Source organism: Mediterraneibacter glycyrrhizinilyticus (assembly GCF_015560805.1).
GTDB classification, from domain to species: domain Bacteria; phylum Bacillota; class Clostridia; order Lachnospirales; family Lachnospiraceae; genus Schaedlerella; species Schaedlerella glycyrrhizinilytica_A.
The window spans coordinates 219,309-232,061 of the sequence record NZ_JADMSO010000003.1 but is presented as its reverse complement, the minus strand read 5'-3'; the positions used below and the strand labels follow the sequence as shown (position 1 = coordinate 232,061).

At 46.3% G+C, this 12,753-nt stretch carries 13 protein-coding genes; 2 read left to right on the top strand and 11 right to left on the bottom strand.

What is annotated here, in order from left to right; genetic code table 11:
• Window positions 1–8: 8 nt before the first annotated feature.
• A complete protein-coding gene (locus I2H87_RS04705; protein WP_195609426.1) occupies window positions 9–440 on the top strand; it encodes a hypothetical protein in 432 nt (143 codons plus the stop codon).
• 185 nt (window positions 441–625) lie between these two features.
• Here the strand turns inward: I2H87_RS04705 and I2H87_RS04700 are convergent, their stop codons facing one another.
• The 9 genes from I2H87_RS04700 to I2H87_RS04660 form a co-directional block, all read right to left on the bottom strand.
• Window positions 626–1,636, bottom strand: coding sequence for a GGGtGRT protein (locus tag I2H87_RS04700; protein WP_009268241.1), 1,011 nt, complete (start codon window positions 1,634–1,636; stop codon window positions 626–628).
• Between the two features lie 97 nt (window positions 1,637–1,733).
• A complete protein-coding gene (locus I2H87_RS04695) occupies window positions 1,734–2,426 on the bottom strand; it encodes an iron-sulfur cluster assembly scaffold protein (RefSeq protein ID WP_009268242.1) in 693 nt (230 codons plus the stop codon).
• A gap of 99 nt (window positions 2,427–2,525) precedes the next feature.
• On the bottom strand, window positions 2,526–4,046 hold the full coding sequence (locus I2H87_RS04690) for a GNAT family N-acetyltransferase (protein WP_195609425.1): 1,521 nt from the start codon (window positions 4,044–4,046) through the stop codon (window positions 2,526–2,528).
• 25 nt (window positions 4,047–4,071) lie between these two features.
• The gene (locus tag I2H87_RS04685; protein ID WP_022151935.1) at window positions 4,072–4,569 is read right to left on the bottom strand and encodes a CinA family protein; all 498 of its coding nucleotides are present in this window, start codon (window positions 4,567–4,569) and stop codon (window positions 4,072–4,074) included.
• A gap of 2 nt (window positions 4,570–4,571) precedes the next feature.
• Window positions 4,572–5,114 (bottom strand): CDP-diacylglycerol--glycerol-3-phosphate 3-phosphatidyltransferase, encoded by a 543-nt coding sequence (gene pgsA, locus I2H87_RS04680; protein ID WP_009268245.1) that lies wholly within the window; start codon window positions 5,112–5,114, stop codon window positions 4,572–4,574.
• The gene (gene rimO, locus I2H87_RS04675) at window positions 5,111–6,436 is read right to left on the bottom strand and encodes a 30S ribosomal protein S12 methylthiotransferase RimO (RefSeq protein ID WP_195609468.1); all 1,326 of its coding nucleotides are present in this window, start codon (window positions 6,434–6,436) and stop codon (window positions 5,111–5,113) included. Before rimO ends, pgsA begins: the two co-directional genes overlap by 4 nt.
• 224 nt (window positions 6,437–6,660) lie before the next feature.
• Window positions 6,661–6,966: a DNA-directed RNA polymerase subunit omega gene (gene rpoZ, locus I2H87_RS04670; protein ID WP_009268247.1), complete on the bottom strand. Its 306-nt coding sequence runs from the start codon at window positions 6,964–6,966 to the stop codon at window positions 6,661–6,663.
• A 6-nt stretch (window positions 6,967–6,972) separates the two neighbouring features.
• Entirely contained in the window at window positions 6,973–7,605 is a 633-nt protein-coding gene (gene gmk, locus I2H87_RS04665) for a guanylate kinase (RefSeq protein ID WP_117549382.1), read from the bottom strand.
• Window positions 7,606–7,623: 18 nt separating this feature from the next.
• Complete coding sequence (locus tag I2H87_RS04660; RefSeq protein ID WP_117549380.1) at window positions 7,624–8,502, bottom strand: YicC/YloC family endoribonuclease; 879 nt, start codon at window positions 8,500–8,502, stop codon at window positions 7,624–7,626.
• A 317-nt stretch (window positions 8,503–8,819) separates the two neighbouring features.
• Here I2H87_RS04660 and I2H87_RS04655 point away from each other — a divergent pair, with 317 nt between their 5' ends.
• Window positions 8,820–10,556, top strand: a complete 1,737-nt coding sequence (locus I2H87_RS04655; RefSeq protein ID WP_195609424.1) for an Rqc2 family fibronectin-binding protein — start codon at window positions 8,820–8,822, stop codon at window positions 10,554–10,556.
• 43 nt (window positions 10,557–10,599) lie between these two features.
• On the opposite strand, the gene I2H87_RS04650 is transcribed toward I2H87_RS04655, so the two are convergent.
• Together I2H87_RS04650 and I2H87_RS04645 are read right to left on the bottom strand one after the other, a co-directional pair.
• Window positions 10,600–11,433, bottom strand: a complete 834-nt coding sequence (locus tag I2H87_RS04650) for a DUF6612 family protein (RefSeq protein ID WP_195609423.1) — start codon at window positions 11,431–11,433, stop codon at window positions 10,600–10,602.
• 23 nt (window positions 11,434–11,456) lie between these two features.
• A complete protein-coding gene (locus tag I2H87_RS04645) occupies window positions 11,457–12,752 on the bottom strand; it encodes an ATP-binding protein (protein WP_009268252.1) in 1,296 nt (431 codons plus the stop codon).
• Between the last annotated feature and the right edge of the window lies 1 nt (window position 12,753).

Sequence of the window (12,753 nt, the reverse complement as noted above, 5' to 3'; positions counted from 1 at the left end):
AAATTAACATGATTGATTACAAGAAAGAAATTATATCTATGGTTGAGAAAATGGAAAATGAAGATTTTCTTTGCAAGGCGTATCACTTTATACTTGTCAAATATCGTAAGGAACAGGATTTAAACGAAAAGGAGATTCAAGAAATAGATGATTCCACAGAAAGTAATACGTTTGAATTAAATGAAACTATTGACAATGCGTATAATGAATTGGAAAAAGCTATTTTTATGCTTAATAGTTTTGTAGATACTTATGAATGGAATATATCACCTACATGGCAAAAAGCTATGAAGTATTCTAATACGACTGATTTAAGCGAATGCTCAAAAGATGAAGAAATCTCATATAGGTTATTAACAGAATACAATAAAATAACTAAAACAATACGGATCGCACGTGATTATTGCTTTAGCGCTTCTGATGAACTTCAAAAAAATTAAATAACCGTTACATAAAACCGTATCGTAGGGGCGTCTGTATATTGCAGATGCCCGTTTTTTATGCCTAAAAATTTGTGTGCTACCTCGTGTGTGCTACGTGTGTGCTACTTGTGTGCTACGTGGCAAAATTTAAGGCTATCGCAGAACATTACGAACCACGATAGCCCTTGATTTTACAGGGTTTCTTAGAATTTTCCCTCTTTAGCCGCTTCCTCAATAGAAACTGCAACTGCAACAGTCATACCAACCATCGGGTTGTTTCCTGCTCCGATCAGTCCCATCATCTCAACGTGAGCCGGTACGGAAGAAGATCCTGCGAACTGTGCATCAGAGTGCATACGTCCCAGAGTATCTGTCATACCATAAGAAGCCGGTCCTGCTGCCATGTTGTCCGGGTGAAGTGTACGTCCTGTACCACCACCTGATGCAACAGAGAAGTATTTCTTGCCCTGCTCGATACATTCTTTTTTGTATGTACCTGCAACCGGATGCTGGAAACGTGTCGGGTTTGTAGAGTTACCAGTGATGGACACGTCTACGCCCTCTTTGTGCATGATCGCAACACCTTCACGAACATCGTTTGCACCGTAGCAGTTTACTTTGGAGCGAAGTCCGTCAGAGTATGCGATTCTCTGTACTTCTTTCAGTTCTCCTGTATAGTAGTCGTAATCAGTCTCAACATAAGTGAATCCGTTAATTCTGGAAATGATCTTTGCAGCATCTTTTCCAAGTCCGTTCAGGATAACACGAAGCGGTTTCTTACGAACTTTGTTTGCTTTCTCTGCGATACCGATCGCACCCTCTGCTGCTGCGAAAGACTCATGACCTGCCAGGAATGCAAAACAATCTGTCTCTTCTTCCAGAAGCATCTTTCCAAGGTTACCGTGTCCAAGACCTACTTTACGCTGATCTGCAACGGATCCCGGAATACAGAATGCCTGAAGTCCCTCTCCGATTGCTGCCGCTGCGTCTGCTGCTGTCTTGCATCCTTTTTTGATCGCGATCGCTGCACCTACAATGTAAGCCCAGCATGCATTTTCAAAACAGATCGGCTGGATTCCTTTAACCTGATTGTATACATCAAGTCCGGCATCCTTTGTGATCTTCTCTGCTTCTTCGATAGAAGCAATGCCATAGCTGTTCAAAACTTCATTGATTTTATCAATTCTTCTTTCATATGATTCAAATAAAGCCATTTAATTTTCCTCCTGATTTTTTACCTGTATACATCCTTGCGAATACAGAATGAATTTCGTCCATTCTGGCGCGTTACGCCTTCATCGGCTGCACCGATTATTCTTTACGCGGATCAATGATCTTCACAGCGTCAGCTACGCGACCATACTGTCCTTTTGCTTTCTCCCATGCATCGTTCGGAGTGTCGCCGGCTTTGATAAAGTCTGTGAATTTTCCAAGGCTTACGAACTGGTATCCGATGATCTCATCGTGCTCATCCAGAGCAATTCCTGTCACATAACCCTCTGCCATCTCCAGGTAACGAGGTCCTTTTGCCAATGTTCCGTACATTGTACCAACCTGAGAACGAAGTCCTTTTCCAAGGTCTTCCAGTCCTGCACCGATCGGAAGTCCGTCTTCAGAGAATGCGCTCTGTGTTCTTCCGTATACGATCTGCAGGAACAGTTCTCTCATTGCTGTATTGATCGCATCACAAACGAGGTCTGTGTTCAGCGCTTCCAAAATAGTTTTTCCCGGGAGGATCTCGGAAGCCATAGCTGCGGAGTGTGTCATACCGGAACATCCGATTGTCTCTACAAGCGCTTCCTGGATAATACCGTCTTTTACGTTCAATGTCAGCTTACAAGTACCCTGCTGCGGAGCACACCAGCCCACACCATGAGTCAGACCGGAAATATCTTTTACTTCTTTTGCTTTTACCCATTTTGCTTCTTCCGGAATCGGAGCCGGTCCGTGATTTGCACCCTGTGCTACCGGACACATCATTTCTACTTCATGTGAATAAATCATGTTAATACTCCTTTCAAATATGTATGATTTTTCTCGGCATAATGTTGATAATTATTTAACATCATACTGCTATTATTGTCGCATAAAATCGACTGTACGTCAATTGTCACTTTCTACAAGTTTCCACATTTCATGCTCTTTTTCGTACGTCATAAATTCTTCCTTTGTAAACTCTACATCATCCCATCCGCGTGAGATGATATTTCCGTCCGTGCTTCGGAAATGATAAGTAAACGGAAGAAGCACACCGGTCTTTGTCAATACCATACCCGTCATATATCTGCCGTCTACGACTTCTCCCTGCAGCGCCCGTGTAAACACATCATCGCCTAATTCCAAAAAGGCTTCATTTTCCGGCTGCTGTTTCAAAAGTCTGTCATGAAATGCTTTTCCCATCGCTTCATCTGCCTTGTAGGTATCTTCCGGCTTGATTGCCTCCCCGGTCTTCAAGTTGACGATCACGGTTCTGAGATCTGCATATTCCGCCATTGCGCTTCCGAGAAAATAATGATCTGCATAGACGACACTGATCAATTCTTCACTCAGATATGTGATCTTATATCCGACCTCGCTCGCACAGTATGTAGCATTTTGTTCCTCCAGCATCTGTTCCATATCTTCCGTCGGCTCCAGATATAATCCGTCTGCCATCAGCATCGCGGTATCCCGCAATTCCTGATTGACCGCTGCCGCAGTCTCCGGCGGAAGATTATTGATCTGCGGATAGTGTACATTAAATTCCAGGTGTATTTCCCCGCTGTATTCATCCAGTGCATAGACTTCCTCTTTCAGCCTGTATGGAATCCCCTCTTCCACATAGACTTCTACGTCTTTCATATCCTCATCCAAGATCGTCACATAATCTCTCGGACCATTCTCCCACTCATTTTCCGATTCTTCTTCCGGATTCCCGGCTTCCGTATCATTTTCATCTGTATCGGACATATCTCCATCCTCCCCGGCATCCTCCGGCGTGCGGAATTCTTCTTCATCCTCCTCCCACACAACTTCCGACGCTTCTTTCCGGTCATCCATATATGTAGATACCTTTTTTCCCGCAAAAATGACCAATCCGATCAAGATCAGCAGGATCAGTATACTGCCGCCTACAAGAGCCGCGATCAGACCGGTGTGTTTTTTCGCCGACACCACGTCTGTCGTAGAAAACATTTTCTCCATCGGGAGGAATGAAACGCCCGACTCTGTCTGCATATCTCCCCTGCATTCAAATCCACAGGCGAGATAAAATGCCTGAATCTCCGGATCTGCATTTACGGTGATCCGTGTCACGGAATACTGTTCAAAACATGCCATACAGAGTGCATGCAACAGTTGTTTGCCAAGCCCCTGCCGCTGAAATCCCGGTTCCACCGCCAGAAATCCGATATGTCCTCCGGAGCGGATCAGACCACATGCATGCAGCCCCATCTCATCTCCGCAGCCGATCAATATCGCTTCATTTTCCGCACGCATCCGGTTCAGATTTTCCGGCTCGATAAATGCATAAAACGCACTTTTTGCCTCCTCCGGATAAGTGGCTTCCACATGTTCTCCTAACACTTGACGCACCAACTGCGATGCACTTGTCATCTCTGCCTCTGTCAACGGTCTGATCTGCATACACATTCCTCCTTATTTTCTTCTACTATATTTTCTCTTGTAACATTTCCACTGCCAACTGCAAAGCCGTCTCCACCGTCTGAAGCCGGTTCTCGAGACGGGTTCCGGAAAACCGACACTCTTTCACCCGGATTTCTTCTCCGACACAACAGCCGATATATACAAGTCCGACCGGTTTTTCTTTTGTTCCGCCTCCCGGTCCTGCGATCCCGGTTGCGCTGATGGCCACATCACTTCCCGCAGCTTTTGCTGCTCCTGCTGCCATCTCCCGCGCTGTTTCCTCGCTGACCGCTCCAAATCGCTCCAATGTTTCTGCTTTCACATGTACCAGACGCTGCTTCGCCTCGTTGGAGTACGTCACATATCCCTCATTCAGCACATCCGACGCGCCTGCCACATTCACGATCGTTCCTGCGATCAGACCGCCGGTACAGGACTCCGCCGTCGTGATCGTCATCTGCTTTTTTGCAAGCAGACGGACCAGTTCTTCCTCCGGCGAATACGCTTCCATACAGCCTTTCATGCTTACATGCCTCCCTGTGTCAAAACCTGTTTGTTTTTCACGATATAATCCACAAGCGAGATCACAGTCAAAGCCAGAGAAATCCAGATCAACGCTGTTCCGATCAGATCAAATACACCGCCGAGGTCTGCGATCAGAACGATGATCATTGCCATCTGGGAAACGGTCTTAAACTTGCCCCAGTAACTTGCCGCGATCACAATGCCATTGTCCGATGCGACGAGACGGAATCCACTGATGATAAATTCTCTTGCAATGATCACGATCACAAACCATGCCGCCAGTTTTTTCGTCTCGATCATACAGATCATCGCGGAACATACTAGCAGTTTATCAGCGAGCGGATCCATGAATTTTCCGAAATTTGTCACAAGGTTATACTTTCTTGCGATCTTTCCGTCCAGAAGATCTGTTAAACTTGCCACACAGAATAATGCAAGCGCGATCCACTTATTTGCCGCGCCGCCTACATCGGTCAGCATAAAAAACACAAAAAAAGGTACCATCAATATTCGTAAAACCGTTAATTTATTTGGCAGATTCATTCTTCAATTCCTCCTATCAGATCATATTCCAATGCTCCGGTCACCCGCACTTTTGCAAAATCTCCCGACACCAATTCCACGCCGGTTTCTACGAAGATCAGTCCGTCGATATTCGGTGCATCTTTATAAGTTCTTCCCACATATACATTTTCATCGGCAACTTTTCCCTCGATCATGACCAGCACTTCTTTTCCGACCATATTTTCCGCCGCCTCAAATGCGATCTCCTGCTGCAGTTCCATCAATTCCGCCTGACGTTCTTCTTTTACGGATTCCTCGATCTGATCCGGCATCAGAGCTGCCGGTGTATCTTCTTCCGGTGAATATGTAAAGACTCCAAGACGGTCAAATTCCATTTCCGACACAAAGCGGTACAATTCCTCATATTGCTCCTGTGTCTCCCCCGGAAATCCCGTGATCAGCGTTGTTCTCAGACAGATGTCCGGAATCTCTTTTCTGAGTTTCCCTACGATATCGATCAATTCCTGTTTGGATGTTTTTCTGCCCATCCGCTTCAAAATATCATCGTTGGCATGCTGGATCGGCAGATCCAGATAGTGACAGATCTTCGGCTCTTCTTTCATTACCCGGATCAGTTCATCGGTGATCTCTTCCGGATAACAGTACAGTACCCGGATCCAGCGCAGTCCGCTGATCTTACAAAGTTTCCGCAGTAAAACAGGGAGCGATTTCTCACCATACAGATCTTTTCCGTAAAGCGTCGTCTCCTGTGCCACAAGGATCAGTTCTTTTACGCCCTGCTCCGCCAGTTCTTCCGCCTCCCGGATCAGTTCTTCCATCGGTCTGCTGCGGAACCGTCCGCGGATCTTCGGAATGATACAGTATGTACAATGCTTATCACACCCCTCCGCGATCTTCATATAAGCAAAATGACCGCCTGTCGTCACCTGCCGTTTTGCTTCCACTTTCGGAAGACGCTGCAGCTCTTCCATCCGGACGCTGTTCTGTCCTTTCAACGCTTCGTCCACCGCATCTAAGATCTGATCGTATGCCGTTGTTCCGAGAACCGCATCCACTTCCGGGATCTCATCCAAAATTTCCTGCCGGTATCGCTGAGCCAGACATCCGGTCACGATCAGCGCTTTTAAGCTTCCCTCTTTTTTATATTCTGCCATCTCCAGAATATTCTGGATACTCTCCTCTTTCGCATCATGGATAAAACAGCAAGTGTTGATCACGATGATATCCGCTTCGCATTCATCATCCGTCATCTCATACCCTCTGGATGCCAGAAGTCCGAGCATGACTTCCGTATCCGTCAGATTCTTATCACATCCAAGTGAAATAAATAGTAATTTCATCATTCAGCTCCTATCCTTTTGTATCAATTCTTTTTCGCATAAAATATATAACGAAATCACCGGAAGTGCCAAAAGGCACATTCCTGGATTGTAAGCAGTCGCCAAGGTCTCGAGCAAGCCCGGACTTTGGCTCGTCGCCTATACAAGGAAAGGCAGATACCGCCTGTGCATCTGCCTTTTTCACCTGATTTCTTTCGAAATCCCTTTGTCATCGACTGACTGATCTATGCTTCCGCTTCGCTCAAAGCTGCCTCTGCGGCTTCTTCTGTCTCTGCCTGAAGTGCATCTGCTTCCTCCGCATTCTCAGCCATGATCTTCAATTGTCCCTCTTCCAGTTCTTCGATCGCAATAGAGAGCGGTTTTGCTCCGGATTTCGCGTGAACCATCGGCACATCTCCGTCGATCAGCTGCCTTGCACGTTTGGAAGTTGCAAGAACGATAGAATATCTGCTGTTGACTACTTTGGTTTCGCCCTCCTCTACGTCTTTGTTGACCACTTTCATCAAATCTGTGTAAGATGGATGTAACATAATGTATTATTCTCCTTTCAAATCTTTCAATTCTTCTTTCATCTGCTGTATGAATCCCATATTACGGCTGCTTCTGTGATGTTCTCCGCAGATGATCTGATGCATCTCTTCCACACATATCTCCAGATCATCGTTGACGATCAGGTAATCATACTGCTCCATACCGTCGGATTCTTCCACTGCGCGTTTTAATCTGGACTCGATCACTTCCATCGACTCCGTTCCGCGACCGACAAGCCGGTGCTTTAATTCCTCTGCACTTGGCGGCACGACAAATAGCAAAAGCGTATCCGGAAATGCTTTTTTTACTTTCAGCGCTCCCTGGATCTCGATCTCAAGGATCACATCTTTTCCCGCTTCCAGCATCTGCTCCACATAAGCGCGCGGTGTGCCATAATAATTCTCAACATATCTAGCATACTCTATCAGTTCTTCTTTCGCAATCATTTTTTCAAATTCTTCTTTTGTTTTGAAAAAATATTCGATCCCGTCGCACTCTCCCTCGCGCGGCTGTCTCGTTGTCGCAGAAACGGAAAGCGCGTACCGCTCTTCATATTTTTCCAGAAGCCGCTTCATCAGCGTTCCCTTTCCTGCTCCGGAAAATCCGGAAACTACAATCAGAATTCCTCTCTCATTCATGTCCATGTTTCTCCCTGATCATTCAATATTCTGGATCTGCTCCCGGATTTTCTCAATCTCCGTCTTCAGACCGATCGCATAATTGGAAATCTCCAGATCATTTGCCTTGGAAAGGATCGTATTTGCCTCGCGATTCATCTCCTGTGCAATAAAATCCAGTTTTCTTCCGATCCCCTCTTTTTCCTCAAGCGTATCCCGCATATGTGTGATATGGCTTTTCAGCCGTACGATCTCCTCATCGGTACAGATCTTATCCGCAAACAGAATCACTTCCGCTGCGATCCGCCCCTCTTCCATCTGGGTATCACCAAGAAGTTCTTTTACTTTTTCCTCGAGTTTCGCCCGATATGCCGAAACGATCTCCGGAGAATGCGCTTCAATCTGTCCGACCAGCTGTTCCATTCCTGAAAGCTTCTCCAGAATATCCGTTTTCAAGTGCATCCCCTCCGCTGTCCGCGTCTCCACAAACTGCGAAAATGCTCCGACAAGAGCTTCCTTTAACCCTTTCCAGAGTTCTTCTTCGTCCTCACACTGTTCTTCCATTGTAAGAACTTCCGGACAGCGCGCCAGAACCGAAGCGCACAGATCATTCCGGATCTGGAATTCTTCTTCCATCTGTTTGAAATACCGAACGTATTCTCCGGCAAGCGCCGCATTATATTTTAAAGACACCTGACTCTCCGAAGTATCTTCGTATGTAATAAAGATATCAACCTTTCCACGACTTGCATATGTTTTCAGCAGCGACCGGATCGAAGTCTCGAAAAAATTCAGCTTTTTCGGCATCCGGATATTCACATCCAGATAACGGTGGTTCACACCTTTCATCTCCACAGTAAACTTCCTTGTTCCCAGTTGATGCTCACATCTTCCAAAGCCTGTCATACTTTTGATCATTTTGTTCACCCTCTGATTTTTATTCAGTTCATTATACCTCTCACCGGTCTATCCGGTCAACTTTTTCTTCTGTTTTCCTCAAAAATACCGATCCGCATAGATCAATTCACATCTTATAACTTTCAGAAATGTCGTATTTACGCAGCTTTCTGTCTTTTTTCTAAAGTTTCTTCTGTTTTGATGAAAACTATGGTAAAATAACGGGGTCGGTGGACAGGGAGAAACGGTCGATGAAGAGCAAATCCAAGCCTCTTTTCGCTCCGCATATGTCTCTGTACACGTCGTTCAAGTGCCTAAAAGAAAGCGAGGATATAATTATGGCTTTTGACGGAATCGTTGTGGCAAATCTTGCCCACGAACTTCGCAGAGAATTATTGAACGGGAGGATCGCCAAGATCGCACAGCCGGAAGCGGACGAACTTCTCTTAACGGTCAAGACACCCGCCGGACAAAAACGGCTGGTCTTGTCTGCAAGCGCCTCCCTCCCACTTATATATTTAACCGAATCCAACAAACCAAGTCCGATGACTGCGCCGAATTTCTGTATGCTTCTCAGAAAGCATATTGCAAACGGACGGATCGTCGATATCCGACAGCCAAAGCTGGAACGGATCCTGATCTTTACGATCGAACACCTCGACGAAATGGGCGACTTATGTCGGAAAGATCTTGTGATGGAGGTCATGGGCAAACACAGTAACCTGATCTTCTGTACAGAGGACGGTACGATCATCGACAGTATCAAACACATTTCCGCTCAGGTCAGTTCCGTGCGGGAAGTGTTGCCGGGAAGAACGTATTTCATCCCGGATACCCAGTCCAAATTAGATCCGCTCACCGTTGACTGCGACGCTTTCATCCAGACACTCCGGGAGAAACCAACAGTCCTTTCCAAAGCGATCTACACAAGCTTTACGGGCATCAGCCCGGTCACCGCGGAAGAGATCTGTTTTCTCTCCGGTCTGGATTCTGCTTTGCCGCCCGGTGAATACTCTGAAGATGTGCTGACGCACTTATTCAATCAATTTTCTATTTATCTGTCCGCAGTCAAAGATGGGAATTTCCAGCCGCAGATTTATTACAGCGGACGGGAACCGAAAGAATTTTCCGCGCTTCCGCTGACTCATTTTTCAGAATACCGTGCGGCAGCGTACGACAGCATTTCTCAAGTTTTGGAAAATTATTACGCCGTCAAAAACACGATCACAAGGATCCGACAGAAATCTGCCGATCTGCGCCACATCGTCCAGACTGCATTGGAGCGGAACCGTAAAAAATATGACCTGCAGCTCCGTCAGCTTCGCGACACCGAAAACCGGGAAAAATACAAAGTTTACGGCGAGCTCATCCACACATATGGCTACGGTCTTTCTGAGGGCGCCAAGTCCATGGAAGCATTGAATTACTACACCAACGAAATGATCACGATCCCGTTAGATCCGACAAAAAATGCACAAGAAAATGCCAAACGCTATTTTGATAAATACGGAAAACAAAAGCGGACCTTTGAAGCGCTCTCCCATCTGATCAAAGAAACAAAGGAAGAGATCGCTTATCTGGAATCCGTCCGTACCGCTCTGGATATCGCACGCAGTGAAGATGACCTCGCCGAGATCAAAGAAGAACTGATCACCGCCGGATATATGCGCAGAAAATTTACAAAAAAGAAAGTAAAGATCAAAAATAAACCGCTGCACTATATTTCCAGCGACGGATATGATATGTACGTCGGCAAAAACAATCTTCAGAACGACGAACTTACTTTCGGCTTCGCTGTCGGAAACGACTGGTGGTTTCATGCCAAACAGGCTCCCGGCTCCCATGTGATCGTCAAATCGGGAGGAGACGAACTCCCCGACCGTACCTTTGAAGAAGCCGGAAGACTTGCCGCTTATTATTCCAGCATGCGCGGGGTAGAAAAAGTAGAAATTGATTATGTAGAAAAGAAACATGTCAAAAAACCAAAAGGCGGAAAGCCCGGATTTGTTGTCTATTACACGAACTATTCACTTGTCATCGACAGCGATATCAGCAATATAAAAGAGGGGGATTAAATCCTCCTCTTTTATATTGCCGCTCTCATTTTCAGATTATCTTTTAACCTGCCTCTGCCGCATTAATCACTTCCTGCGGCACAACGATCTCTCCGGTCCTGTCATAATCTTTAAACACAAGCTCGATCGTAAAATCATTGACATCGGTACGTTCATCATAGGAATCATACAACGTATTCAGCACATCCGTCATATCGACGATCAGCCTGGCCGGCAGCAATTCTTCTTTATAAATATCCAATGTCAGAGGAATCTCCAGATTCGGGATCGCATTCTCATCCGGCAGTTCCACCAGCCCGAACCCATGGATCATCTGACTCCCCAAAAGCCCGATCAGATCTTCTCCTGTGACATCCCCGTACAATTCATAACATTCCTGTTCTTCCACAGTCACTGTTTCCTCCGCCAGACGGAATTCTTCAATTGAATCCGTCATCTCTCCAAACAGATCCGTATCCACAGACAGACCGGAAGCAGCGCCATTCGTCTGCTCTTTTACCCACAGATCGTCCATACCGCTGTAAGTTGCGGCGACATCTCCCTCTTCCACCTGATAGATCTCCATCTCACTGTTCAATGTCGTTCCGCGCATCACGACTTCCGCCTGTCCTTTCGCATGACCGGCTTTCGGATCCAGCGTCGTCTCCATCGTCATATCCATCGTCACTTTTGTATAATGCACGACGTCTTCCATTTTGAGATCCATCTCAAATGTATTTGTAAATGATTCCACATTTGCAAGCCGTTCCGTCATCGTGTGCATCAGCTTTTTCGGGGCTGCCTCTCTGCCGCATCCGGTCAGGAACACCGCTGTCATTCCCACTGTTATCCCTGCCGCCATGATGCAGCGCCATGTCCGTCTGTAACTTTTCCTCATACAATCTCCTTTTTTCTGCCTATCTACCGTTTCTGTCCCAGCAGGTGATCGATGAACTGTTGCGCCGTCCGTCCGGACAGTCCTCCGTGTGCCAGTTCCCATTTATTCGCCTCGAGTAAAAGCTCCTCTTCCGGCATCTCGATCTCGTTTTGCTTTGCCAGTTCTTTTACGATATTCTGGAACATCTTCTTATCCGGAGAACCAAAATAGATCGTAACGCCAAACCGCGCGACAAGCGAAAGTTTTTCCTGCACCGTATCGTTGGTGTGCAGTTCCTCATCCCTGTCCGCCTTATCCCGGAATGTCTCCCGCACGAGATGCCTCCGGTTGGAAGTAGCATAGATCAGCACATTATCCGGTTTCTTTTCCAGTCCGCCTTCGATCACGGCTTTCAGATATTTATACTCGATCTCAAACTCTTCAAACGAAAGATCGTCCATGTAAATAATGAACTTATAATTCCGGTTTTTGATCTGCGCGATCACATCGTTCAGATCCTGAAACTGATGCTTATATACTTCGATCATCCGAAGTCCCTTATCATAATACTGATTGAGGATCGCTTTGATCGACGAAGACTTTCCGGTCCCCGCATCGCCGTAGAGCAGGCAGTTGTTTGCCTTTCTCCCCTCCACAAACGCCTCTGTGTTCTCGATCAGCTTTTGTTTCGCGATCTCATAACCGACCAGATCGTCCAGATGCACATGCGCAATGTTCGTGATTGGCACGATTTCTGCCCGTCCGCCTGCCGGATGTTCCACGCGGAACGCCTTGTGAAGCCCCAGCTTTCCGACGCCGAATTCCCGGTAGAACTGTGTCATCGTCTCCTGAAATGCTTCCGCTGACTCTGTCTCCGCCAATGCCCGGCTAAGATCACAGATCCGGTTACGGATCCGGGTATTGAATACTTTGCTGTTTCCGTTTGTATGACGGTAATCTCTGAGGATTGCAAAACATCTGGCTTCCAACGTCTGTTCCATTGCCGCAAAATCATAGTCAAACAATTCTTTCATCACTTCAAAATCATGCAGCGCAATAGCGTTGATACTGCCCTCTACTGCGCCCACGATCTCACAGGATGTGCTGTAAGCATTCTCATCACTCGCCAGTAAAAAAGTCAGATATGTATGCCAGAGATTTCCCTCAAATCCGTGACGGACCGACAGTTCCAAAAGCTCATGGATGCATTCAAACAACAGACTTTTCAGATCCTCACGGTTGTAATATTCATTGTCATAATTCTCCATCAGAAACGTGATATTATCCAGGATCTCCCCGTGTTCCATACTCTTATACAGCATCAGTTCATTAGTACGCATC

Coding starts and splice junctions, on each gene's coding strand:
- I2H87_RS04705 (WP_195609426.1), top strand. CDS start 9: ATGATTGATTACAAGAAAGAAATTATATCTATGGTTGAGAAAATGGAA.
- I2H87_RS04700 (WP_009268241.1), bottom strand. CDS start 1,636: ATGGCTTTATTTGAATCATATGAAAGAAGAATTGATAAAATCAATGAA.
- I2H87_RS04695 (WP_009268242.1), bottom strand. CDS start 2,426: ATGATTTATTCACATGAAGTAGAAATGATGTGTCCGGTAGCACAGGGT.
- I2H87_RS04690 (WP_195609425.1), bottom strand. CDS start 4,046: ATGCAGATCAGACCGTTGACAGAGGCAGAGATGACAAGTGCATCGCAG.
- I2H87_RS04685 (WP_022151935.1), bottom strand. CDS start 4,569: ATGAAAGGCTGTATGGAAGCGTATTCGCCGGAGGAAGAACTGGTCCGT.
- pgsA (WP_009268245.1), bottom strand. CDS start 5,114: ATGAATCTGCCAAATAAATTAACGGTTTTACGAATATTGATGGTACCT.
- rimO (WP_195609468.1), bottom strand. CDS start 6,436: ATGAAATTACTATTTATTTCACTTGGATGTGATAAGAATCTGACGGAT.
- rpoZ (WP_009268247.1), bottom strand. CDS start 6,966: ATGTTACATCCATCTTACACAGATTTGATGAAAGTGGTCAACAAAGAC.
- gmk (WP_117549382.1), bottom strand. CDS start 7,605: ATGAATGAGAGAGGAATTCTGATTGTAGTTTCCGGATTTTCCGGAGCA.
- I2H87_RS04660 (WP_117549380.1), bottom strand. CDS start 8,502: ATGATCAAAAGTATGACAGGCTTTGGAAGATGTGAGCATCAACTGGGA.
- I2H87_RS04655 (WP_195609424.1), top strand. CDS start 8,820: ATGGCTTTTGACGGAATCGTTGTGGCAAATCTTGCCCACGAACTTCGC.
- I2H87_RS04650 (WP_195609423.1), bottom strand. CDS start 11,433: ATGAGGAAAAGTTACAGACGGACATGGCGCTGCATCATGGCGGCAGGG.
- I2H87_RS04645 (WP_009268252.1), bottom strand. CDS start 12,752: ATGCGTACTAATGAACTGATGCTGTATAAGAGTATGGAACACGGGGAG.